22 protein-coding genes and 1 riboswitch are annotated in these 24,894 nt (G+C 35.4%); of the genes, 12 read left to right on the top strand and 10 right to left on the bottom strand.

Annotated elements, in window-relative coordinates; translation table 11 throughout:
* Positions 1 to 10: 10 nt before the first annotated feature.
* Complete coding sequence (locus tag BLE01S_RS19405; RefSeq protein WP_066146421.1) at positions 11 to 1,147, bottom strand: DUF445 domain-containing protein; 1,137 nt, start codon at positions 1,145 to 1,147, stop codon at positions 11 to 13.
* Positions 1,148 to 1,287: 140 nt separating this feature from the next.
* Here BLE01S_RS19405 and BLE01S_RS19400 point away from each other — a divergent pair, with 140 nt between their 5' ends.
* The 5 genes from BLE01S_RS19400 to BLE01S_RS19380 all read left to right on the top strand — a co-directional run bounded on the left by BLE01S_RS19400 (position 1,288) and on the right by BLE01S_RS19380 (position 5,107).
* A complete protein-coding gene (locus BLE01S_RS19400) occupies positions 1,288 to 1,503 on the top strand; it encodes a DUF5342 family protein (RefSeq protein WP_066146416.1) in 216 nt (71 codons plus the stop codon).
* 156 nt (positions 1,504 to 1,659) lie between these two features.
* Complete coding sequence (locus BLE01S_RS19395; protein ID WP_066146413.1) at positions 1,660 to 1,854, top strand: hypothetical protein; 195 nt, start codon at positions 1,660 to 1,662, stop codon at positions 1,852 to 1,854.
* A gap of 524 nt (positions 1,855 to 2,378) precedes the next feature.
* Positions 2,379 to 3,278 (top strand): PucR family transcriptional regulator, encoded by a 900-nt coding sequence (locus BLE01S_RS19390; RefSeq protein ID WP_066146411.1) that lies wholly within the window; start codon positions 2,379 to 2,381, stop codon positions 3,276 to 3,278.
* 113 nt (positions 3,279 to 3,391) lie between these two features.
* The gene (locus BLE01S_RS19385) at positions 3,392 to 4,492 is read left to right on the top strand and encodes an ABC transporter ATP-binding protein (protein ID WP_066146409.1); all 1,101 of its coding nucleotides are present in this window, start codon (positions 3,392 to 3,394) and stop codon (positions 4,490 to 4,492) included.
* 411 nt (positions 4,493 to 4,903) lie between these two features.
* A complete protein-coding gene (locus tag BLE01S_RS19380) occupies positions 4,904 to 5,107 on the top strand; it encodes an alpha/beta-type small acid-soluble spore protein (protein WP_066146406.1) in 204 nt (67 codons plus the stop codon).
* 78 nt (positions 5,108 to 5,185) lie between these two features.
* On the opposite strand, the gene fumC is transcribed toward BLE01S_RS19380, so the two are convergent.
* The 3 genes from fumC to BLE01S_RS19365 all read right to left on the bottom strand — a co-directional run bounded on the left by fumC (position 5,186) and on the right by BLE01S_RS19365 (position 9,321).
* Positions 5,186 to 6,568 carry a class II fumarate hydratase gene (gene fumC, locus BLE01S_RS19375; RefSeq protein ID WP_066146404.1) on the bottom strand — a complete coding sequence of 461 codons (1,383 nt, stop codon included), beginning with the start codon at positions 6,566 to 6,568 and terminating at the stop codon, positions 5,186 to 5,188.
* A gap of 287 nt (positions 6,569 to 6,855) precedes the next feature.
* Positions 6,856 to 8,937, bottom strand: coding sequence for a transglycosylase domain-containing protein (locus BLE01S_RS19370; RefSeq protein WP_066146402.1), 2,082 nt, complete (start codon positions 8,935 to 8,937; stop codon positions 6,856 to 6,858).
* A 195-nt stretch (positions 8,938 to 9,132) separates the two neighbouring features.
* Positions 9,133 to 9,321 carry a hypothetical protein gene (locus BLE01S_RS19365; RefSeq protein ID WP_066146399.1) on the bottom strand — a complete coding sequence of 63 codons (189 nt, stop codon included), beginning with the start codon at positions 9,319 to 9,321 and terminating at the stop codon, positions 9,133 to 9,135.
* A 405-nt stretch (positions 9,322 to 9,726) separates the two neighbouring features.
* Between BLE01S_RS19365 and BLE01S_RS19360 the strand changes: the two genes are divergently transcribed.
* The 3 genes from BLE01S_RS19360 to BLE01S_RS19350 all read left to right on the top strand — a co-directional run bounded on the left by BLE01S_RS19360 (position 9,727) and on the right by BLE01S_RS19350 (position 13,616).
* Positions 9,727 to 10,881 (top strand): ATP-binding protein, encoded by a 1,155-nt coding sequence (locus BLE01S_RS19360; protein WP_066146396.1) that lies wholly within the window; start codon positions 9,727 to 9,729, stop codon positions 10,879 to 10,881.
* A 54-nt stretch (positions 10,882 to 10,935) separates the two neighbouring features.
* Complete coding sequence (locus BLE01S_RS19355) at positions 10,936 to 11,367, top strand: low molecular weight phosphatase family protein (protein WP_066146393.1); 432 nt, start codon at positions 10,936 to 10,938, stop codon at positions 11,365 to 11,367.
* Positions 11,368 to 11,522: 155 nt separating this feature from the next.
* Positions 11,523 to 13,616, top strand: a complete 2,094-nt coding sequence (locus tag BLE01S_RS19350) for a DNA topoisomerase III (protein ID WP_066146390.1) — start codon at positions 11,523 to 11,525, stop codon at positions 13,614 to 13,616.
* Positions 13,617 to 13,659: 43 nt separating this feature from the next.
* Here the strand turns inward: BLE01S_RS19350 and ribH are convergent, their stop codons facing one another.
* Genes ribH through ribD form a run of 4 tightly spaced genes read right to left on the bottom strand, consistent with a single transcriptional unit; the run spans position 13,660 to position 17,099 of the window.
* The gene (gene ribH / locus BLE01S_RS19345; protein ID WP_066146387.1) at positions 13,660 to 14,127 is read right to left on the bottom strand and encodes a 6,7-dimethyl-8-ribityllumazine synthase; all 468 of its coding nucleotides are present in this window, start codon (positions 14,125 to 14,127) and stop codon (positions 13,660 to 13,662) included.
* Positions 14,128 to 14,142: 15 nt separating this feature from the next.
* The gene (locus BLE01S_RS19340) at positions 14,143 to 15,336 is read right to left on the bottom strand and encodes a bifunctional 3,4-dihydroxy-2-butanone-4-phosphate synthase/GTP cyclohydrolase II (protein WP_066146491.1); all 1,194 of its coding nucleotides are present in this window, start codon (positions 15,334 to 15,336) and stop codon (positions 14,143 to 14,145) included.
* 16 nt (positions 15,337 to 15,352) lie between these two features.
* The gene (gene ribE, locus BLE01S_RS19335; RefSeq protein ID WP_066146384.1) at positions 15,353 to 15,997 is read right to left on the bottom strand and encodes a riboflavin synthase; all 645 of its coding nucleotides are present in this window, start codon (positions 15,995 to 15,997) and stop codon (positions 15,353 to 15,355) included.
* Positions 15,978 to 17,099: a bifunctional diaminohydroxyphosphoribosylaminopyrimidine deaminase/5-amino-6-(5-phosphoribosylamino)uracil reductase RibD gene (gene ribD, locus BLE01S_RS19330; RefSeq protein ID WP_066146381.1), complete on the bottom strand. Its 1,122-nt coding sequence runs from the start codon at positions 17,097 to 17,099 to the stop codon at positions 15,978 to 15,980. Before ribD ends, ribE begins: the two co-directional genes overlap by 20 nt.
* 214 nt (positions 17,100 to 17,313) lie before the next feature.
* A riboswitch (FMN riboswitch) is annotated at positions 17,314 to 17,459 on the bottom strand.
* A 960-nt stretch (positions 17,460 to 18,419) separates the two neighbouring features.
* Here ribD and BLE01S_RS19325 point away from each other — a divergent pair.
* From BLE01S_RS19325 to BLE01S_RS21465, 3 genes are all read left to right on the top strand, one after another.
* Positions 18,420 to 18,704 carry a hypothetical protein gene (locus BLE01S_RS19325; protein ID WP_066146378.1) on the top strand — a complete coding sequence of 95 codons (285 nt, stop codon included), beginning with the start codon at positions 18,420 to 18,422 and terminating at the stop codon, positions 18,702 to 18,704.
* A 558-nt stretch (positions 18,705 to 19,262) separates the two neighbouring features.
* Positions 19,263 to 20,033 carry a class I SAM-dependent methyltransferase gene (locus BLE01S_RS19320; protein ID WP_066146376.1) on the top strand — a complete coding sequence of 257 codons (771 nt, stop codon included), beginning with the start codon at positions 19,263 to 19,265 and terminating at the stop codon, positions 20,031 to 20,033.
* 991 nt (positions 20,034 to 21,024) lie between these two features.
* Positions 21,025 to 21,381: a CotD family spore coat protein gene (locus tag BLE01S_RS21465; protein WP_326255532.1), complete on the top strand. Its 357-nt coding sequence runs from the start codon at positions 21,025 to 21,027 to the stop codon at positions 21,379 to 21,381.
* A 210-nt stretch (positions 21,382 to 21,591) separates the two neighbouring features.
* Here BLE01S_RS21465 and BLE01S_RS19310 read toward each other — a convergent pair whose 3' ends face one another.
* Both BLE01S_RS19310 and BLE01S_RS19305 read right to left on the bottom strand, forming a co-directional pair.
* Complete coding sequence (locus BLE01S_RS19310; RefSeq protein WP_066146373.1) at positions 21,592 to 23,304, bottom strand: methyl-accepting chemotaxis protein; 1,713 nt, start codon at positions 23,302 to 23,304, stop codon at positions 21,592 to 21,594.
* 110 nt (positions 23,305 to 23,414) lie between these two features.
* The gene (locus BLE01S_RS19305; RefSeq protein ID WP_066146370.1) at positions 23,415 to 24,341 is read right to left on the bottom strand and encodes a dipeptidase; all 927 of its coding nucleotides are present in this window, start codon (positions 24,339 to 24,341) and stop codon (positions 23,415 to 23,417) included.
* 90 nt (positions 24,342 to 24,431) lie between these two features.
* Between BLE01S_RS19305 and BLE01S_RS19300 the strand changes: the two genes are divergently transcribed.
* A complete protein-coding gene (locus tag BLE01S_RS19300) occupies positions 24,432 to 24,767 on the top strand; it encodes a hypothetical protein (RefSeq protein WP_066146367.1) in 336 nt (111 codons plus the stop codon).
* Positions 24,768 to 24,894: the final 127 nt, after the last annotated feature.

Genomic DNA, 24,894 nt, shown 5'->3' with positions numbered 1-24,894 from the left:
TTTTATCATATTAAGATATTAAATTGACAATAATACCTTGGATTAGTCCAATTAGCCCTCCTAAAATAGCTCCAAGATACGTAATCATCACAAGTTCTTTTTTTGCAATGGAGATAACTAATTCTTCTAACCTTTGCAAAGAGAATGATTCAATTTGTTCCCGAACAATCGCTTCAACCTCAAATCTTTCCAATATCTCTCCAGATCTAGTAGTAAGATAATCACCCACTGCTGCTAATAAACGCGGTGCTATTTCAACATGCAACTTTTCCCTGTATGGCGCGATAAGTTCAGCAATAGATTTCTGGAATATTGTTTCCACTTGGATTATTTCTGACCCCCATTGTTTTATATAGTCCAAAAGCGTATCGTCTTCTACTTTTGCCAAAAGATCTTCTATCGGTTTATCTTGAACCTTAATCCATTCATCTCTCAATACATTTACAAGCATTTCTTTTGTTCTAGGATTATTAAAAAATTTAATAAGTTCAGGTTGGAATTTATCTGCAAGTGAGTCATTCCCTATAAACATCTGGACCATATTCCACAGTTTACCCCGTTCTTTAAGGAAGTCCTCAATCATCACCTTGATTTTATCTTTACCTTCCTGTGTAGCAAAATAGCCAATTGCCTTTAGTATCACTTGATCTGCTGCTTGAGGAATTTTTTCTTCTACCATACCTGACCATTCTTGAGGAATCATTTCTTTGAGCGATTTGGCCATGTATATATTCTTAAGTGCGAAATACTTTTGCTCTATTTTATAATTAATATAAGCTGTTGTTTTTTCGGCTGGTTTTTCTATTCGAAATTGTTGTAATAGTTGCTCAAGTGTCATTTCCTTATCAAGCCAGCTATTTATTTTTTGACTAATCCAAACTTCTGTTTCTTGTTTAAATTTTTCTTCAGATAATTTCTTTTTAATACTTTCCGGTGTCACTAAATGACCAACAACTAGCTTTCCTATTTGCGCAGCAAGTTCAGTTTGTCTTTTCGGTATAAGCCCAGGCGTAAATGGTAGCTGCCATTTTCCTATATAAAACGTTCTATATGGTCGAAAAAGCATTCTAATTGCTAAGAAATTAGTAAAACCTCCAATGACCGCACCAATAATCATCATAAATATTATCATCCAGATCCAATCCATATGATTCGTCCTCTCCACTATGCAGTACATAATATTCTCTGTCTTAATTATAAAGATATACACCTCTTCAAAGCAAACATCATACATTCTCTTTATGCTCTACTCTATTTTTGCTACAATTAGGATAGAGGTGAAAAATAGTGCAGCATTTTCAAGTTCAATCACTTTATGCAGATAAACGGCTACCAGGATGGACATTCTCTTTTTACCTAAATCAACATAAATACACTGGCATTTATCATTCTAATGGCAATATTGAATGGACGATCAATCAACCAGACGATGAACATATTAATAAAATCCAAACACAAATACACGACTTAATGATTTATCATATTTACGATGAGCAACGATGAATGAGATAACAAAGCATCTTACATACAACATTTTAAAAGCAATTTATATTTCTCAGTAATAATTAATCATTCTTCTCTTTTTAAAATTTACCATTCCCTTCTTTGTATGTAATCACCCTCTTATAGTCCAAACTATGGAATAGGAGGATGATTGTAATGAAAAAAAAGAATATAGAAGAAAACTTTTTACCTGATGCTAAAAATGAAGGCAGGGACAATTATTTTGTAGATGTCGATAGGATGATTAACGAAGGGATGTCGGGCGGTTCCGTTCACATGAGAGATGACACAACTAATATAGAAGAAGCAATCGACTTCTTTCCAGAAGATCCACCGGAAATAACAGAGTAATAATGAGAAATCTGCAAACAGCCGTTTAGCGATCATATGGTTTCCTCAAAGTTGTCATAGTCCCTCAATCTTCATAAAGTACTACATGAAGGACGAATGGATGTTGACTTATTAGGGAAGAACCCCGAAGTTTCTAGTCGCTGGGTGCTTGGATCTAGACAACGATTCACTTTGTTGAATCTTATCCACACTTTAGTATTTTATAATTTCTTAAGTATTGAAAAAAGGGCGATGATCCTATTCGCCCTTTTCTAATTTACATAAAAAGCTGGTTCTAATGTCGCAGCTATTGTCCTCACGTGCAGTGTACAAAGGGGGACTGATAAAGTTCATTTTCCTTTTGTGCAATGGTTGCGAGCCAAATAATTTCAATATATACGTAAAAAGCAAAAAAAAGAGTGTTACATATTCTAGAAGATCGTCCTCGATAAGTTTTCTTGTAACACAAAAACATAAGGAGGGGAAAACGCCATCCAGAATGCCTAAGATGCTTTTTCATTTTTGCTTTTGGATAACGGACGCCTATGATTAATCAATTACTACATTTATATCCAAATTCTATTTTTGCAGAAGAACCAACTTCAGACCCCAATTTTCTATGGTATAAGAATAAAGATGCTGACGAATATATTGGAATTCTTAAAACTGATTTAACACAACAGGAGATGAAACTATTAGAAACACTATTTCCTTTGGATAGTTTAAAAAATCCAGATTCCCTCTCTCCATATATTGAGAATTGGCGTGATTTTTTGCTATTTGATGGAAATATACCTAATGTACCCGACGTTAATTGTCGATTCATACACTTTTATATTTCAAATAAGAAAGAAGCTTTTCAATTTGAAGAATGGGAAGAAGCACTAAAAGGCTTATTTCCAAATGAAATTAGCATTGTCCCTTTTAATAATAGTGAAGGAATTATTATTGAATTACAAACAGAGATGCAAATGGATGAAGATGAGCTTATATCGGCAGTAGAAGCATTTGAAAGTGACTTTTTCTTCAAAGTTCATTTTCACATTGGACGATTCCATTCACCAAATAGCAAACTGAAACAGCAATTTACACTCGAACAGTCATTATTTAAATTATCTCTTGCGAAACAACCGGAAGAACGAATCTCGAATATAGAAAAACTGATTCCGTTATTTGTATATGAAAACTTATCACTGGATACGAGACATGCTTTATTTACAGAAGTTTCCCATATTTTTTCTGACGATGTTGAATTTTTCGAAACGATAAAACGTTATATAGAAAATCAATCTAATGCAAATTTAACAGCAAAGCAGTTATTTATGCATCGTAATAGCCTGCAGTATCGTATTGATAAATTCATCGAGAAATCCGGAATAGATATAAAGAGTTTCCATGGCGCATTCTTCGTATATTTAGCCTGTTTACATATTGAGAATGAATAATATGCACGTTGCCGAAAAAAACTTGGTAATTTTTGTGCACCTTGTCCATAGCACTATGAAAGCGCATTCTGTAAACTAGTAATCAAATACATAACCAATAGGGGGAATTACAAATGGCTGAATTACGCTTAGATAATATTTATAAAGTATATGATAATAAAGTTACTGCTGTAGAAGATTTCAATCTCCATGTTCAAGATAAAGAATTTATCGTGTTTGTTGGTCCATCAGGCTGTGGTAAATCTACTACTCTTCGAATGATCGCTGGATTGGAAGAAATTACACAAGGTGATTTTTACATTGATGATAAGAGAGTAAATGATGTAGCTCCAAAAGACCGCGACATCGCGATGGTTTTCCAAAACTATGCCCTATATCCACATATGAGTGTATATGACAATATGGCATTTGGACTGAAACTACGTAAAATGCCAAAACAAGAAATCGAAAAACGCGTACAAGACGCTGCTAAAATTCTTGGCCTAGAAAACTTCTTGGATCGTAAACCGAAAGCCCTTTCTGGTGGTCAACGTCAACGTGTTGCTTTAGGACGTGCAATTGTACGTGATGCTAAAGTTTTCTTAATGGATGAACCACTTTCTAACCTTGATGCTAAACTTCGTGTACAAATGCGTGCAGAAATTGCTAAGTTGCACCAAAGATTACAAACAACTACTGTCTATGTAACGCATGACCAAACGGAAGCAATGACAATGGCAAGTCGTATTGTTGTTATGAAGGACGGGATCATCCAACAAGTTGGAACTCCAAAAGAAGTATATGATAACCCTGAGAATATCTTCGTTGGTGGATTTATTGGATCTCCAGCAATGAACTTCTTCCATGGGAAACTTGAAGAAGATGGTTTCCTTCTTGAAAATGAATTTAAAGTTGAAGTTCCAGAAGGTAAAATGAAAATGCTGCGTGAGCAGGGTTATATAAATAAAGATATCGTTCTTGGTGTACGTCCTGAAGATATCCATGATGAGCCTGCGTTCATTGATGCTTCACCTGGTACTAAATTAAATGTTCTTATCGAAGTAGCAGAGCTTACAGGTGCTGAAACAATGCTTTATTCTCGCGTTGGAAATCAAGATTTCGTATCTAGAATCGATGCAAGAACAATTGTGGAGCCTGGTCAAAAGCTAGATCTCGCTTTCGATATGAACAAAGCACATTTCTTCGACATAACAAATGAACAACGTATTCGCTAACCACATATTAAGTATTAAAGCAGCCCCGCAAAATGCGGGGCTGCTTTAATACATTAGTGCTATTATAAGAGAAGCAAAAAAACTGGTTAATCTCCAACAGTTTTTTTGCTTTTTTTGTATTAAATTCTTTCATTAGAACACAATATGTATTGTAGCATCTTGTTATATCTCAAAGTGGTTACACCAGTATTTACCTTTAATCATCTGTGGGTTATTCGAAAGAACCAAATTGTTGCAACCTTCTAGGAAAAAGTTACCTATAATTAAACTGAATAATTTTTTTAAAAAGCAACATAATACAGAATACAAACGGAAAACAAATTGCTGGGTTAAAGAAGTCAGCTGGAAACAGCGTCGGTGCAATTCCGACTAACCCAACCATTACAATACACAACAAGGAGATGACACACAATGCCAAACAACAGTAACTCTAACCAACTTGTAGCTCCAGGTGCTCAACAAGCGATTGACCAAATGAAATATGAAATCGCAACGGAATTTGGTGTAAACCTTGGTGCGGAAACTACATCTCGCGCTAACGGATCTGTCGGTGGAGAAATCACAAAACGTTTAGTTCAAATGGCTGAACAACAACTTGGTGGATATTCTCAATAAGACAATTAAATAAAATGGCTAAGCCCCCACTCTTGCAAGTGGGGGCTGTTTTAAAGCTCGATGTTCATACTCATTTTTTTACAAATTCACCATTTTGCTCGGATCAATCCATTCATCATATTGCTCTTCTGTTAAATAGCCGGTTTTTATTGCTGCTTCTTTTAATGTAGAACCATCATTAAATGCAAGCTTAGCTATCTCTGCAGCTTTTTCATAGCCAATATGTGGATTCAATGCTGTCACGAGCATAAGTGAGCGATTTACATTTTCTGCAATCACTTCTTTATTTGGCTCAAGTCCTTGTACACATTTCTCATCAAAGGAAAGCATGCTATCAGCAAGCAAGTGTACAGATTGTAGAAAGTTATAAATAATAACAGGTTTATATACATTTAACTCAAAGTTCCCTTGGCTTGCTGCAAAACCTATCGCTGCATCATTACCAAAAACTTGTACTGCAACCATGGTGAGCGCTTCGCTTTGCGTTGGATTCACCTTTCCAGGCATAATTGAACTACCTGGTTCATTTGCCGGAATGGAAATCTCGCCGATTCCACTTCTTGGACCACTAGCAAGCCATCGCACATCATTGGCGATTTTAGTCAAATCAGCAGCAAGTCCTTTGATAGCGCCATGAACATATACAATTTCATCATGGCTTGTAAGCGCATGAAATTTATTGTCTGATGAGACAAATCTATACCCTGTTTGCTTACCAATTTCACTAGCAACCTTATCGCCAAATGTTGGATCGGCATTAATACCAGTACCAACTGCAGTCCCACCAATTGCAAGGTTTAACAGATGTTCTGCGCTCTCTTTTATCATTTTCTCGCTTTTTTCAAGCATTGCTCTCCAACCGCTAATTTCTTGGCCTAATGTAACCGGTGTCGCATCTTGCAAATGTGTTCGACCGATTTTAATGATATCCATATAAGCCTTTTCTTTTACTAATAATGTTTGTTTAAGTTGACCTAAAGCTGGAAGTAAGCGCTTGTATATTTCCTCATATGCTGACACATGCATTGCTGTAGGAAATGTATCATTAGAACTTTGAGACATATTAATATCGTCATTTGGATGAATTTTCTCTTCAGATCCTTGATCTTTTAGAAGTTCATTAGCACGACGTGCCACTACTTCATTCACGTTCATATTTGATTGGGTTCCACTTCCTGTTTGCCATACAACGAGCGGGAAATGATCATTAAATTTCCCTTCTAATACTTCATCACAAGCTTGCGATATTGCAGATTTCTTCGCATCAGATAGCTTTCCTAATTGATTATTTGCAAATGCAGCCGCTTTCTTTAAATGTGCAAAAGCTTGAATAACTTCCAATGGCATTTTCTCATTACCAATTTTAAAATTTTCTTTACTTCTTTGTGTTTGTGCACCCCAATATTTATCCTCTTGCACTTTTATTTCTCCGATTGTGTCCCTCTCAATACGGTATCCCATATGTATGGACCTCCTATTCACTTCATCTTACCATTTCTATTTTCTCATATAACTCAATATATTTCATCTAATCTCTTTGGTTAGTTTTTTAAAAGAAGAATTTTTTCGTAAATCTTGTTGCTTTATAATAAAAAAACGTAGTGGCTGAATTTCTTTCTCGGATACTCCTTTTCCGCAGAGTGAGCAGCAGATGAAACTTCAAGAGTTTTCATACCTTCTGCATCGACCAAAATAACATATATTAGAATGAAAAAAGAAACTTGGCACAAAAATGCCAAGTTCCTTTTTCATTCCCCTCGAATTTTTTTATATGTTTCTTTTAGTTTTCCTTCAAACTTTTTTAAGTTTCCTTTGCCTTTTTCAAATTTTTCTTTCCACTTCTCTGCCTCTTCTATCATTTTCTCATCGAATTTATTAATTTTCTCTAATAACGAGCCTTCTTTCTTTTTCTTTTCTTCTTCTAGTTTTTCGTTGATAGACGGTGTCGTGAAGTCAACAGGCTCTACATATTTTACAGCTTGTTCCATAATCGATCGAAAAATGGGAACGACTGTGTCACCACTTCTCCCTTTTAGATAATGTTCTCGATCTGTATAATCATAACCAAGCCATACCGCGCCAACTAGATTTGGTGTATAACCAACGAACCATTGATCTTTTGTGCCATCTGTTATATCTGCATAAGGTAGTTGGGTGGATCCTGTTTTTCCAGCAACTTTTTGACCGCTTATCTTCGCATTTCTACCCGTTCCAGAGTCTACTACATTTAAAAGCATTGCGGTCATTTGTTCCGCTGTTTTTCGATCCGTAACTCGTACCTTTTTAGGTGCGACTTCAGCAACTATATTGCCTGTTGGTCCAACAATTTTTGTAATAATATGGCTTTCTATTCTTTCTCCACCATTTGCAAATACAGCATAAGCCTCCGCCATTTGTTTTGGTGAAAAACCGCTAGTTGTACCTCCTAATGCTAAACTTAAATTTTTATCTTCTTCCGTTACTGGAAGTCCAAATTTCTTCAATTTATTAAAGGATTTATCTAAGCCAATTTCATTTAATAACCATACTGCTGGTACATTTATTGAGTTCTCTATCGCTTCATACATCGGAACTTCTCCTAAATACTGCCCATTATAGTTCCTTGGTTTATAATCACCAAACGAGAGGTCTGACTCATCTTTAAGTTTCGATTCAGGTTTATACCCTTCCTCTAATGCAACTGTATAAACTGCTAAAGGCTTCATTACTGATCCTGGTTGGGTAGTTAATTGGGTTGCTCTATTATAACTGCGGAAAGTATGCTCTCCCCTTCCTCCAATAAGTGCTCTAATGCCACCTGTCGCGGGGTCTAGCAGGATAGATCCGCTTTGTACTAAAGTGCCATCCCAACTATCCGGAAATAAGGAATTATTTTCATATACTTTTTCCATTGATGATTGCAAATTTTGATCCATTTGCGTGTAAATTTTATAACCTCTTGTTAAAATCTCATCTTGTGTTAAACCGTAAAGATTAATAGCCTCATTCATAATGGCATCTACATAATAAGGATATTTTCCTTTTAACGGATCTCCACCGCTATCTTTTAAAACAATTGTTTGTTGGACAGCCTCTTCATACTGTTGTTCAGTAATCATCTCAAACTTCTTCATCTGACCAAGTACAGTATTTCGACGCTTGACCGCCCCTTCAAAGTTTTTATACGGATCCAGCGCGGAAGGACGATTGATAATTCCTGCCATCATCGCTGCTTCACTTAGTGTTAAATAGTCGACATCTTTCCCGAAGTACTTCCTGGAAGCATTCTGCACTCCCCAAGCACCACTACCGAAATAAACTTGATTTAAATACATTTCTAAGATTTCATCTTTTGTAAATTTCTTTTCCATTTCGATAGCTAAAAATACCTCTTCTAACTTCCTTTTATATGTGCGTTCTGGAGATAACAAAGCTGTTTTAGTTAATTGTTGTGTAATCGTACTTCCACCAGCCTTGATTTTCCCAGCCTTTAAGTTCAAGAAAAAAGCCCTAGATATCCCTTTGACATCAAATCCCCTATGCTTCTCGAAACGATGATCTTCAATGGCGATAACTGCATTTTTTAGATGATCGGGCATAGTATCAATGGAGACACCCTCCGTCCGATTGGCAGATATTTTACTTGCTTCATCCCCATCTTTATCGTAAATAGTCGTAGATGTAGCTAATCCCTGTTTTAATGTTTCGACATTTGCTGCGCTTGCTAAATAAGCAAAATAAGCAAGAAATGCTAAGAATCCTATCGCTAAACTTAATATTAATATTTGATTTATATGCGCTCTCTTCCAAAATTTACTAATATATTTTTTTATTTTACGAATAAATTCCATCATTTTCCTCACTTTCACCAAATAGATCCATTTCTATATCATTTACTTTAAATAGAATTTTTATCTATATATTCCTAATTCCTTCCCTCGCTATATACCTATTATACGATGTTTTTACGCCAAAGTAAGAATTTCACCGTCACTATCACATAATATACAACAAAAAAAACAACTGAGGCAATATCAGCTGTTTTTTTACAATTTTTCCGACCTATTAACTTGTTCATTCTTCTCTTTTAAAGCAATTATTTCATCATCCATTGTTTTCATGTACATATACACTATTTGTTTCGTTTTATCATTAGCTTCTATAACCTCTAGATGCTGCATACATTTACGAATAACTGGATGTTTTGCATGTTTTTTCTCTGTTTCATTATCCATTTACATCACCCCGTTACACATATTTATATGACATGGCTTAACTCCCTAGCAAAACAGTCCTTTTATATACATATCTTGATGTTGTTCTACAGGACATGCTAGAATTTTACTACAGAAAGTAATTTAATTATTCTTTGTATTGTTAAAATTTCATAGATTTAAAGCATATAGAATATATTTCCTATTATAGTCGAATTTTCGCGTTTATTGTATAGGTATAATTCAGTATTTTTGTCAAACTCAAAGTGTACCTACTACTAAATGACTGTTTATTAAAATTTACTTTTGTAAGTTCTATAAATTCGCAGACATTGTAAATTATATATAGTAACATAAAAATTACAATACCTAGATATTAAGGTATAGTTTGGTATTATTATTATGATGATGGGCGGGGGAATTAATTTGTTGGATCATTTAACCGGTGATGTATTATCTTTTTTAATGGAACAAAAAGGTATCATATTATCGAGATGGAAAGAAAAAATTATTATTCCTGCAGAAGCAGATCATACTCTTCATACATCTTTTGAACAATATGGGGAAATAATATTCACTTTAGTGGAGATAGCATATACTCATTCTGATCAAGAAAGAGACTGGTTTATAAAAGACTTTGCAAATACGACAGCCCAATCCAAAATTAAACAACATTCAAATATTGAATCGTTTATTTATAATATAAATATAGCGAAAACTGAAATTTTCTACGAGTTATCAGATCATCCTACTAACATGAGGAATTTTCAACCTCATATTTACTTATTATTTAGAGTAATTGATCTATACTTACATCATATCATGACATATTTTTCCTCTACGAATACTAAAGAAATGGAGGTAAATAATCATTCTTCTTATAACGTGCATGAAGATAGGCTTTATCTCTTAGGTCAAATGACTGCTAGTTTTGTCCATGAGTTTAGAAATCCACTAACCGTTGTAAATGGATTCATCCAATTATTGCATGCTGAGAACCCTAAGCTTCCATATATAGAACTTATACTTAATGAACTTGATCAACTAAAATTCCAAATTACACAATTTTTATTACTTTCAAAAAATGAAATAGCGGAAATAGATATTTCTATATTTACTTTAAATGAATTACTTGAACAAATTGCTACATTTATTTACCCACGATTGTTAGAAGTCAATGTAGAATTGGAAAGCGATCTCGAGAAGAATTTATATATCCGTGGAAAAGTGGAAGAAGTTAGACAAGTAATTATCAATATTATTTTTAACGCAATTGAGGTAGTGTCTGAACAAGCCTCGGGTTCAGTTATCTATATAAAAGGATATCAGGAAGACGATAATGTTATTTTAGCTTTATCTAATACAGGACCAAAGATTCCCGAAAGCGTTATACAAAATATTTTCGAACCATTTATGACAACAAAGAAAAAGGGGACGGGTCTAGGATTATATATTTCAAAACAAATTATTGAAAAACATGGAGGGAGAATTCTATGCCAGTCAGATTCAAATCTAACTACCTTTAAAATTATTTTACCTTCCATTAAAAATCCTGAAAATAATTGTTTAAGGAGTAATTAATGGCAACAGGGGGTATATATAAAGGACTACATCAATGGAAAGGACCTCAAAGATATGACAAATAATTTATTGTATTTCCTTTCCCCGCATCACAATCGAAGTGTTATCGCAGAAGCTTGGGCAGAGAAATCAAAACTTGCTAACTGGAGCTTTATAAGCAGTAGTTGGGACGGTGTAATGAGAGATCCGCTTAGCATTAAAGCTATGCAGGAAGTTAATATTGACCTCACTACTAAACCTACTCAGCAACTTAATAATGTTTTGTTGGAAAAAGCTTCATGTATCATTGCTATTTATGATTTTCAAAATGACCCTGTACCACCTCTTCCGTCCCGTTTCAAAAACAAGCTAGTACAATGGAACATACCCGCTCCATTGAAAACAAGTATAGATGATATAGAGAAATGGGCTAAATACCAAGAAGTGTGTGACACGATTGCGGTAAATGTAAAAGATTTGGAAGGAACTTTGAATTTCACATATTAGCAAGGATCTCATTTTATACAGAATAAAATGGAGGTCTTTTTTTTTGGCGAAATTTACAAAAATAAAAAGGGTGTAAGTTGTTTCTTTTTTACTATGTAATCTCTTTTCGTTATACTTAACGATAGATACGTGTTGTTTTGAAGGGAGTCTCTTAAATGAAATCACTTGTTCTTGCGGAAAAGCCGAGTGTTGCCCGCGATCTTGCGCGTGTGCTCGGCTGTACAAATAAACAAAAACAGTATATTGAAGGACCGAAATACATAGTTACTTGGGCTCTTGGTCATTTAGTCGAATTAAAAATGCCCGAAGATTATGATCCACAATTTAAAACATGGAAAATGGAGGATTTACCCATTATTCCAGATAAGATGGGCCTAAAACTTATTAAACAAACAACTGCACAGTTTAAAGGGATTGAAAGACTTTCTAAGCGTAAGGATATTAATGAATTTATTATCGCAACAGATGCAGGTCGCGAAGGTGAATTGGTCGCTCGTTGGATTCTTGAGAAGATTCATTGGAAAAAGCCTGTACAGCGTCTTTGGATCTCCTCACAAACGGATCGCGCAATTAAAGATGGGTTCAAAAACCTAAAGCCTGCAAAGCAATATGACTCACTTTATGAATCCGCAGTATGTAGAGCAGAAGCTGACTGGCTTATCGGTTTAAATGTGACAAGAGCACTGACAACTAAATATGATGATCCACTATCAGCTGGCCGTGTACAAACACCGAGTTTGGCAATGATTTTGGATAGAGAAAAGGAAATCCAGTCTTTTGTACCTAAAGACTACTGGACAATTCAGGCTAAAATTGGCTTACTTTCAGCTTCTTGGGATCATCATGGGGAAAAAAGAATCTTTGATGAACAAAAAGCGAAAACTATATTAGATAAAATACAAAATAAGCAGGCAAAAGTAAAAACGGCAAATAGTAAAGAAAAAAGTGAACAACAGCCACTTCCTTATGATTTAACTGAACTTCAGAGAGATGCAAATCGACGTTTCGGTTTTTCAGCGAAGAAAACATCAAATGTGTTACAAGGCTTGTATGAGCAACATAAACTTGTCACATACCCACGCACTGATTCACGATATTTAACAACCGATATGGAAAACACAATGCTTGATCGTATTGATGCCTTACAATCTGTATACAAAGACGAAGTGCAACCGGCTCTTAGACAAAAAGGAAAAGTATTAGCGAAAAGAGTATTTAACAATGAAAAAGTCTCAGATCACCATGCAATTATTCCAACAGATGAACGACCAAGACTAAATGATTTATCTCCGGATGAACGGAAGCTGTACGATATTATTGTTCGCCGCTTTCTCGCATTGTTTTATCCAATTTTTAAATATGAAACGATCCATGTAACTTTTGATGTAGCAGGTGAAAATTTTTCTTCACAAGAGTCTATTGTGATCGATTCAGGTTTTAAAAGCGTTACTGGCAAAAGTGAAAATGAGGATCACCAATTACAACGCTTGTCTAATATGAAGCCAGGTCAAACCTTTACTGTTAATCAAGCTAAGATTGATAAAAAGATGACAGAGCCTCCACAAAGATTCAATGAATCAGATTTATTAGCTCGTATGGAAAAATACGGACTTGGTACACCTGCAACAAGAGCTGATATTATTGAAAAACTACTCAGCTCAGAGTCTATCGATAGACAAAATAACAGACTTCATCCTACTCCGAAAGGAAAGCAGTTAATCGAACTTGTCAATAAAGAATTGAAGTCTCCAGAATTAACAGCAAAATGGGAAAATGAGCTCGAAAAGATTGCACGCGGTAAAGGGCAATCTAAAGAGTTTTTACAAAATATCCGCAAACAGACCAAAGAACTTGTCTCTGAAGTTAAAAAGAGTAATAAAGCTTATAAAGCTCATAATATTACAGGTTCCAAGTGTCCTGAATGCTCTTCATTAATGAAAGAAATAAAAGGACGCGATGGACGTGTATTAGTTTGCTCTAATAGAGATTGTAATTTCCGCAGACGAAAAGATCCCAAGCTATCAAATAAACGCTGTCCACAATGCCGCAAAAAAATGGAAATGCATAACGGAAAAGCGGGGATGTATTTTCAATGTCGACGTTGCAATCTTGTAGAAAAAGCCGAGAAACAGAAAAAAGCTGTTTCGAAAAGAGAGGAAAAGCAACTACTAAAAAAATATTCTAGTGAAGAATCATTCGGAAACAGTTTAGCTGATGCATTAAAAGCAGCGATGAAAGAAAAGGAATAATACTAATAGGGCTAGGTGCGCAACTGCACCTAGCTCCTTAAATTTATTTCATCAAGCGATATAGATTCGCCATTTCAATTGCACCAACAGCGGCATCCCAGCCCTTGTTTCCAGCTTTTGTACCTGCTCGCTCAATGGCTTGTTCAATCGTATCTGTTGTTAGCACACCAAAGATTACTGGTATCCCTGACTGCATTCCTACATTCGCTACACCTTTTGCTGCTTCATTGCAAACATAATCAAAATGTGGTGTCGCCCCACGAATTACCGTACCAAGTGTAATCACTGCATCATATTTATTCAATTCTGCCATTTTCTTTGCTGTTAATGGAATTTCAAAGGCTCCTGGTACCCAAGCAACAGAAATATCCTCCTCAGATACACCATGGCGCTTAAGAGCATCAAGCGCACCTGACAATAATTTACCTGTAATAAATTCATTAAACCGTGCAACCACAATTCCTACTTTTAAATCTGTACCTACTAGATTTCCTTCATAAATATGATTCATTTCATTTTTCCCCTCTCATAATGTCAACATATGGCCTAATTTTTCCGCTTTTACTTTTAAATATCGCTTGTTTTCTTTTTTCGGTGTAAATTCTAGCGGAAGCCGCTCTACAACTTCAAGGCCACTTTCATCCAAGCTAGCAATTTTGCGCGGGTTATTCGTTAGTAAACGAATCTTCTTGACGCCAAGCTCCTTTAACATTTGCGCGCCAATTGTGAAGTCACGCAAATCTGCTGCAAAGCCAAGTTTCTCATTTGCTTGAACCGTATCATATCCCTCTTCTTGGAGCTTGTATGCCTTTAATTTATTTATCAAGCCAATACCTCGGCCTTCTTGACGCAAGTATAAAAGAACACCGCTCCCTTCTTGCTCCATTCGTCTCAACGCTGCTTCGAGTTGCGGACCGCAATCACAACGACAAGAACCGAACACATCTCCTGTTAGGCATTCTGAATGCATTCGCACCATGACAGGGGTATTAGAAGTTAATTCACCTTTAACTAGTGCAAGATGCTCTTTATCATCCAAACGGTTTGAATAAGCTACTACCTTGAAATCGCCATATTCAGTCGGAAGCGAAATTTCTGTTTCACGATTTACAAGCATTTCCTGCGTACCTTTGTAAAGAATCAAATCTTTTATGGTAATCATAGTTAAATTATATTTATTAGCTATTGCTTTCAAATCGGGAACTCTTGCCATTGTTCCATCTTCTTTCAGAATTTCACAAATGACACCTGCTGGTTCAGTTCCGCACATTTTTGCCAAGTCTACAGCAGCTTCTGTATGGCCAGCTCTTTTCAGAACCCCACCCTCGTTTGCGATTAATGGAAAAATATGCCCAGGTCTTTTAAAATTAGCGGGTACTGCCTCTTTTGAGATGATTTGCATGACTGTTTCCGATCGCTCGAATGCGCTAATGCCTGTATGGGTAGATATATGATCTACACTTACTGTGAATGCAGTGCCGTGGGAGTCTGTATTTTCACCAGTCATCATTGACAAGTTTAGTTGTGTTGCTTTGTTTTCCGTTATTGGTACACAAATTAGTCCGCGTCCTTCTTTCGCCATAAAGTTAATCACTTCTGGTGTCGCTTTTTCAGCAAGTACAACAAAGTCTCCTTCATTTTCGCGATTTTCATCGTCAGTGACGATGATCACTTTTCCTGCTTTTAGATCTTCTATTGCTTTTTCGATAGAATCAAACATATGATCACCTCTGTTTTTAAATGAACCCATTTTCAACTAGCAAATCCAATGTTGCACTTTTTTCTGATTTACCAGAGGGTGCGATAATATTTTGTACATATTTCGCCAACATATCGCATTCGATGTTTACTTGTTCGCCAATACCTTTTTGCGCTAATACTGTTTCTTTTTGTGTATGAGGGATGAGTGAAATCGTTATGTCTCTCTCCTCTACACCAAATAAAGTGAGCGATGTTCCATCAATCGCTATAGAACCTTTTTTCATTAAATAAGAAGTAAATGATTCAGGAACACGAATAGTTATATACAAGGCATTCTCTTTCTTCTTCCTCTGAATAATTGTTCCAGTTCCGTCAACATGACCACTTACGAAATGTCCACCGAATCTCCCATTTGCGGCCATCGCCCGTTCAAGATTCACTTTAGATCCAGGTGAAAGTTTATGGATTGCTGTAGCCATAAAAGTTTCCGGCATTACGTCGGCTTCAAAATGCTGACTTGTAAATTTAGCTACAGTTAAGCAAACACCGTTAACTGCGATACTATCACCAAGGTGAATATCGTGAAGGATTTTCTCACTCGTAATGACAAGTTTTAGTGATGACTTTTTGCGCTCTATTCGTGTAATCGTTCCGATTTCTTCAATTATTCCAGTAAACATTTTCTTCACCTACATTCTTTTTAGGGGTTGCAATTACTTTAATATCAGCCCCTATCATTTCAACCGATGTAAATTGAAGTTGGTGGCTATCTGACATCTTTGTTTTAACATTGCCACTAAAAGAAGATAGACCAGATGGATCGCCAAGAAGTTTGGCTGCCATATACAAAATCACTTCTTGATAATGACCGCTTTCTAAAAACGAGCCATGTATTTTGCTGCCTCCCTCAACGAATAACGATGTAATTTGTTGCTCTCCAAGCCATACAAGAAGGTGTTCAATATTAATGGAAACATGATCCATTCTTTTTACTGTTACTTTTTTACTTTCCAATCTTTCTTGTTTTTCCCTCACTGCTTTATTGCCACAAACCACAATGGTCTTGGCCTCTTGATCATTTAATAGATTGGATTCCAACGGTATATCCAGGTGGGTATCCAAAATAATTCGAATGGGATTTTTTCCACCTTGGGGCAGTCTGGTGGTGAGATGTGGGTTATCTCGAATAACGGTATTAATGCCAACTAAGATTGCGTCATGTTTGTGTCGATACTGGTGGACATCCATCCGTGCTGCTTCGGATGTAATCCATTTGCTGTCTCCGCTTTGTGCTGCTGTTTTCCCGTCCAAAGTAACTGCGGTTTTTAAAGTAACAAAAGGTTTTTTCGTTTTAATATAATGAAAAAAATATTTATTCACTCGAGTTGCTTCCTTTTCAAGAATGCCTGTTTCAACATAAATTCCTGCTTCCCGAAGTTTATCTATTCCTCTCCCTGAAACTAGTGGGTTCGGGTCCATTGAAGCAATAAAAACATTACGAATGTTTTTCGCAATAATTAAATCGGCACATGGTGGTGTCTTTCCGAAATGTGAACATGGTTCAAGTGTTACATATAAGTCCGCTTCATTGGCAAGATCACCTGCTTCGTTTAAAGCATTCACTTCAGCATGATCATCGCCCGCTTTCATATGTACACCCATCCCAACAACATCGCCATTCTTAACTATGACACAGCCAACAACAGGATTTGGGCTTGTTTGTCCCATAACAGCCTCTGCCATTTGCAAGGCTAAGTTCATATAATATTCCTTATTAGTCATTCTTAACTCCCTTCCCTACATAATAACGAAGAAAAACAGCATTTAGAAACATACAAACAAAAAGCCCCAAGAACGAGTGTCTTGGGGCTAAAAACGCAAAACTTAATAAGGCGTCGATCGTTGGTTTTAAAAGATAAGATTTTTCATCATACCTAAATAAGCTTGTTTCCTAATTGGCTTTTGCCATTATGAAAACACAACCATGCTTGACGTCTATTTCCTTCTCCCATCCAGACTTTCACTGTCGGCTTTGGAATTTCACCAAATCCACCGTCCCTACATAAGTAGAGCCGGGTCACGGGCTAGAGACATTGTCCCATTACCGCCGGTAGGGAATTACACCCTGCCCCGAAGGATAAACTATTCGATTTAATTCCTATTATCTATATTTTACTACGGTTATGTCAAGGTTTATGTTTTGTAAGTATAATTAATTCTGAACAAAAATGATTGTTGTGGATCCACACGATATTATTAAATTCGTCAAATATTAAAATTCAACCTTCTAACTTTAAAGGTAAAACAAACTCCATTGCGACAAGAATCTTCTCATTAAATTCATGTAGCTGTTGCTCGTCAATCGTAGGTTTAAGAACGTTTCTATTTTCACCTTGCCTTTGATTGAATAGGCATGAATTCTTTTAAAAAAAGAATTAGTGTATTTTGTTCATCAGTTTCAATTTAGCGAATTGCGTTCCTTAAACGGCGATTCTTTAGAAGAAGACATTAGTGATTTATACGATATATTTTTGTAAATTGATAAGAAAAAATCCGAAAGTATAAATTCTGATCGAGTTTATAGATTGGTATCAAAAATGTTTAAACTTTAAACAAAGCGCTTGTACATCTTTCTCCCTCTAAGAAAAATAATTTTAAACAATAGTAAAGGTTAGTGGTGATGAGATACTTGTAAAAGCATTAAGTTTTGATTATAAACAGCATAATAGGCATGGCATACGGGGAATCAATTCGCACATGAATTGGTGTTCTCGTTTTTGTTATATCAACGCTTAAGGCGATTAACGATAGTAAATCGTATTAAAATTGGTGGACAAATTAACAATAGCACATAAATTTATGCGCCTTTGCTAATTACGTTGTTAATATGCTTGTTAATTGGTGGATGGAATGGTTTCCTTGAAAACAATTTTAAAATAATGGAAAACGTCGAAGGGAACGAGGTATTTTGTGCTATAATAGGACGGCTTATTAAACAAACGGATCCAGATTTCGTGATTTCGTAATAAGATAACTGGACCTATTAATATATATTTGTAAATAAATGTTCATCTTAAATAAAAATATAATGGAGGTATAATAATGTGGTTAATATTAGGACTGATTGCCATAGTAGCAACTTTTATAAATCTTTATATGTATGGAACAGGAAAAGATTATAAATTGGCAATGGCAATGGGATTATCATTTACAGCACTAACACTTGTTGCAGAATACAGTATGGTGTCCGATTGGGTAAAAGCGGAAGACTGGTCTGCTTTATTAGATGTAGTGCCTACGCTGGAAACAGCGTTATGGATTTTGACGATTATATCGATTTTATTAAATATAACTCCTATACTTTTAGAGCTGAAAAACAAAAAATAATTACTTATTGTCGCATCATTTATATAATGTGCAATTATTGTGCAAATCTTTATGTATAACTAAAGAGTGCGATTGTGGAACAAGTGATACGAAATTTATATTGGGATGGTAAGTAAAAAACGCAGGCGTACAAGTCTGTGTATTTTTTTCTTTTTCTTTTTCTATTGTAAATTCATATATAAAACATATGCTAATTTAGTTTTTATTTGACTTGGTGTTGACGTTTTCTCCCCATTAACCACGTCTTAGGTATTTTTATGAGGTAATAAAACAGAAAATATCTTATTGAACTAACCAGACAGCTTAGTTCAATAAGCAATGACTATTGGATAAAAATATTAATTATTATAATTTGGAACAATAGGTGCGTTCTTCCCTATTGTTCCAAATTTCTCTATATGTTAAACTAGTTTTACTTTAAATTGAAAGTGAGTGATTCTTGTGAAAATGGAAAAATTCTTTACAACAACAAATAATTTTAAGGTGCGGAAGGGATAAACAAGTTATATTTGTAACCCCTTTCGTGAAATGAATACGAAAACACGGAGGGTTAATTATATGTCTTTTAGTTATTATGGTGTACTATGTACTGAAGTTTATGATTTCACCAAAAAGGTCGGACAATCTTTAGGCGGAGATATAGAATATTACCGTGAAAGACTTAAAGATTGCAAAGGAAGTATTCTTGAAGCGATGGTAGGTTCGGGACGTGTAATTATTCCACTTTTAGAATCGGGTCTTAATGTTGATGGAGTTGATTATTCTCTTGAAATGTTGGATTCTTGCCGTAGACGCTGTGAAGAGCGTGGGTTAAAACCAAATTTGCATAAATTTAACTTAAAAGAACTATCGTTACCCAAAAAGTATGAGGCAATTATAATACCTGCTGGTTCTTTTTTATTAATTGAAAAACGAGATGAATCTATTGAAGTATTAAAACGGCTTTACGATCATCTTGAGCCTGGTGGAAGATTAATGCTTGATCTTTTCCTACCTGACAATAAATTTGTGACTGATGGAAAATTTGAAGGCACATCAGCATTCAAATTGCCGAATGGGGATACAATTACAATGGAAGAGAAACTTGTCGAAGCTGATTTGTTTAATCAGAATAAAGTTTCCTATATAAAGTATGAAAAATGGCGTGAAGGAGAGCGCATTCAATCCGAATTGCAACGTCTTGCCCTTCGTTGGTATGGTATAGAGGAATTTAAGTTAGTATTGGAAAACATTGGTTTTTCCGATGTTATAGTATCCGCAGATTTCTATTATGGTAAAGAACCAACAAATAGTAAACAGGTATTCGTATATGAAGCTGTTAAAAAATAAAGTTAAGGAAAAAAACCAAATGGGGTCACTTTTTTTAAAAGTGTCTACCATTTGGGGTTCAGTTCAAACACAGTATAGGGTTGTTTTTTGATTTATAATATGGAAAATACATACCACCTTCTTCAACTAACGGTGCTTTAATTGGGTATAAAAAGTCTATCAAAAATCGCCCTGCCCACATGGATAGATCGCTTTTAACCTAGGTCAGTGCTGGGCTTTATTTTACTCAAATTCCTAAGTAGCGATCGTTTCTACATCCTCTACTTTCAAAGTCACGATCTCAATCAAGGCCACAATGATGTTCACGTTCTCCTCACACTTCTCTACATTCATAAACTAACCTTTCCCTTCTTCACCGTCAACAAAGTCATGTTCAAAACACATACATTCATCGCCCCATATTATTAAAGTCGGCCTACCTTAAAAAGTAATATATTGGATTCGAGGTATTGAATAAACAGTCTAGTGTAAAGGAGCATTTTCATTTTTTATAATAAAACCCTACGATAAAGGAGGGCAAAACTAGTAAGAGGGTTATATTCATTATTGATTATTATACTTTTATTAAACTATTTCTTACTTAATGAGCTCACCAGTCCCACTTCGGCAAGTGCACAGTATGTTTCTTTTGTGAAGGTTGGACTGCTGAGCTACTTACCGGATCATTCCCCGCTTTTATGCTTTTAACCTAGCCAATAATCCGTCAGGGAACCAGTCCCTCATTCTGTCCTGAAGAATATATTATCTATATTTTATTAGGATTATATCAAGATTTATGTTTGTGAGTAAGATTAATTCCGACCAAAAATGATGGTTATTGACGAGTTCCGTCAACAAATTAAGATACCTAAAATGGGTCTTTATTATTCCGAATTCTATACTTAACTCCTATACTTAACTCTTATACTTATATAGACACCTACATCTTAATTTAGGTATTTAGGTTGTTGTCCAAACGAAGGACAGTTATCTTTCATAGAATTAAATCTAAATGCTTAGATTGGAGGTTTTCAAAATGAAAGGATATCAACGAAATTGTTCCTGTAACAAGGGACAAAATGAATGTACATGTGGTTATCCCAAAGCAAAGCCTGCACAGCAATTACCTACACAAACAATGCCAACCCAGTATCAGCCAGTTAATCAGAACACAGAATATTTAGGGCAGGACGTTATTATTCCTGTAGTGCATCCCACTCATACAACACAAGTTAATCATACTAACTATAAATACATGCACTCTTTTCCACATACACAATCTGTGGTTAATTCAGCATCACAGGAACATTATTGCGTCTGTCCTTCAACACATCATCATCCAAGCTATAAGTCAAAAAGGTATTGGTAAGCAGATCATATATTTTCCCATATATAAACCCCCGTTCCATGAACAGGGGGTTTATTGTATGTTGCACAAGCTGGATTTTACGCTTCTCAAACACGTATATTCCACTTTATACATTTTGCTTGGAGGCCAACTGATAAGATATAGTAAACTTAAAAGTTGGGAACTGTTGTATCAGTTTTGTATCATCGAACATATAATCTAAATAAAAATTTATTTGATCAGTTTAAATTTATTCACACGCCCTTGGAGTTCTTCTGCCATAGATGACATAGATGCCATCAATGAGGTGATTTCCTCAATCGAGGCTGTTTGCTCTTCTGAATGTGTAACAATTTGAGCTGTGCTTAGCGTATTTTCATTAGCGGTATGCTCTATGTCCCCCATAGCGGTAGCTATTTCTTGGATACTGTGATTAATCTGTGTAATTTCACCATACATTCCGTTAATATCAATAGATACATTCGTAATGGAACCTTTAATGTCAATAAACGCTTCTCCAGCATCCTCAATTAAACTTGTACCAATCTTCACAGCCTCAACACTTTCCTCAGTGACGTTCGCTACATTTCTAGTATCTTCTTGAATTTCACGAATTAATACACCAATTTGTTTTGTCGATGCTGCTGATTGCTCAGCAAGCTTTCTAATTTCCGCTGCAACTACAGCGAAACCTTTTCCATGTTCCCCCGCTCTTGACGCTTCGATCGCAGCATTTAAAGCAAGTAGATTCGTCTGTGTGGATATTGTTGTGATAACAGCTAAAATTTGATCAATTTGTTCCGATTTTAATGTGAGTGTTTCCATTGAAACTACTAATTCGGAGGTTCTCGTATTAATTTTCCCCATTTGTGCAACAGCTTTTTCAATCGTAACATTTCCTCTTTCAGCCTGGACAAGAGAATCTTTTGCTTCATTATTAAGTGCTTGGGCACTCGTGCTCATACCATTTGTTTGATTGGAAATATTTGACAACGTTTCATTTGCATTTTGAATAATACTTAATTGTGCTAGAGAACCTTGTTGCACCTTTTGAATATCCATTGAGTTTCTTTCTGCGGCTATACTAATTTCTTCTGTTCCCGCTGCAAGTTGTTCTGATGATGAGGCCACTTCAGCAGAACTAGCTGATACTTGTCCAATCACATCCCTCAAGTTATTTACCATCTTATTTAAATCCCCGGATAGTTGGCCTATTTCATCATTACCATTAAGTTCAAGGTCTAAGACGGACAGATCGCCCTCAGCCACTTTGCGTGCATGAACAATAATTCTTCTTAATGGATCTGTTGCTTTTTTTATTAAATAAATCGTGACAAGACCTGCAAGTAAGATAGGAATAGCTGAAAATAATAAACTACCTTTCACCATTTCCCATGTACGATCATGAAGTATGTTTGCTTCAAAATCAATCGCACTAATAGCAATAATTTCATTATTTGGATCATGATCACGGAAGATAGGGGCATAACCAGTCATTCTCTTCATGCCACCAAATTCATATACCTCTGAATAAGAAGGACTTTTCGTTTCTATTAGCTCAGAAATAGCTGATTCATCAATATAAAAAGTATCTCCAGCTGAAAATCCTTGCTTTTCAACATGTTCATCTGCAGCTAATATTTTTCCATTAAGGTCAATAATATACTGTCCTGCAAAAATATGTTTATGTTCAATCGTCCAACTAATTTCTTCACCGACCTTCTTTGAAGCAGCTTCATCCCCCGCTATGATTTTATCTATATCTGAAGGATCAACGAGTGCAGTTGTAATATTAGCACAACCATATAATTCAATACCTGCTGCTTTTTTTATTTCTTGATAGCTCGATCTGTACATTGATAAAGAAATAACAATTAAACAAAAAATTAAGATCCCCATAATTACTGCGCCTAGTTTCCATGTGAGGCGGTTCCTTTGATTCATTTCTAACTTCCTCTCAAACTCTTAATGTTGAACATCATTACTCCCCTATAATATCGGTTTTAATTTTCATTTATAAAGTGATAACCAGGCTAACCGGAAATAATTGTATACTAAACAGGTCTGCTCTCTAAAAAGTTTCTCCATGCAAACCCACTTACTTGATCATGAGAATAGTACTTTAACAACTCATTGATAATGTATTGCTGTTTAGAAGCATTCTCTAATCCATAAATATATCTAGTGATACCATCAAAGTCGGAACCAAAACCAACCTGATTTATTCCTCCTAATGCGCAGAAATGATCAATATGTTTTATTAAATCCGTCATAGTTGCTGGTCGAGCTTCTGTCACGAAATCCGGAAAATATACGATGTGTACCATCGCCTTCTTTTCAAACAATACTTTTGCTTGCGCATCCGATAAATTTCGTGGATGTGCGCACACTGCTTTTGCATTTGAATGGCTTGCTATTGGATATGTCGCGAGTTCCATCACATCCCAGAAAGCTTTTTCGCTTAAATGAGAAACATCGGTTAATAGTTGGTGCATGTTATTAAATTGAACGATCGCTTTACCGAATGAGCTAAGACCAGCGCCTCTTGACTCACCTACTCCATCTGCAGCTAGATTAGCATTATTCCATGTCAAACCAATTGAGCGAACGCCAAGATGATGTAAAACACTTAGTTTATGTAAATCATTACCAATACAATCAACCCCTTCTAATGTAAGCATTGCTCCAATTTCATTTTCTCTGAGTCGATCAAAATCTTGCCATTCTTTTATATGTTTCATTTCATAATTATTCCCAATCACATTTGTATAAAAATAATCAACTTGGTCAAGAGCTGCCTGAAACTTCTCCTCCGATTTTAATTCTGGAGGAATAAAAATCGCAAAGCATTGTACCTTCACTTCCCCTTTTTTCAATCTCTTTATATTTGTATCTAAATCTTCTGAATTCCTGAATCGGAGGGAGCCATTACTTTTCCAAATTTTATATAAAGCATCACAATGGAGATCAATAATTTTCATATCATTCATCCTTTATATATAATTTTTAACGGTTTACAAACATCATAGATTAGGTATACATAAGTATATGTAATAAGGGAGTGGATTTGTATGCATTATGGCCAATCTTTTGAGGATATGGAAGAATTTGCGGAAAAAGCCCATTCAAAAAATGCCACTGGTTCTTTATATGTAAATCAAACTGAAACGGCGCCAAATGAAATCTTTTTTGGTGATGAAGATACAGGCCGTTCTAACGTGCAACAAATACTATCCGTTCTTCTCGAGACGTCAGAGGGATCTATATTTTATGAATATCGCTTTTTTCAACCTTTTGATTTGGAAGATGCACACGATATACTTGAGTTTGTTGAAAAACTCTTTCCTAAGAAAGTATTAGATAAAGATGATTTCGAAAATAAAATAAATGTATTATCACAGAAATAACCCTATTAGAGGGTTATTTTTTATCAGTTGCAATTAATTTTCCATTTCTAAAAGTCATTTTCCTTAAATGATGATATGATCTTTTATAGGTGGTGAGGTATGAGAGATAGAAGCGTTAAGAAAATGC

This window comes from Lederbergia lenta NBRC 16444, from assembly GCF_001591545.1.
GTDB classification, from domain to species: Bacteria; Bacillota; Bacilli; order Bacillales; family Bacillaceae_C; genus Lederbergia; species Lederbergia lenta.
This window is presented reverse-complemented; position numbering and strand designations above follow the sequence as displayed.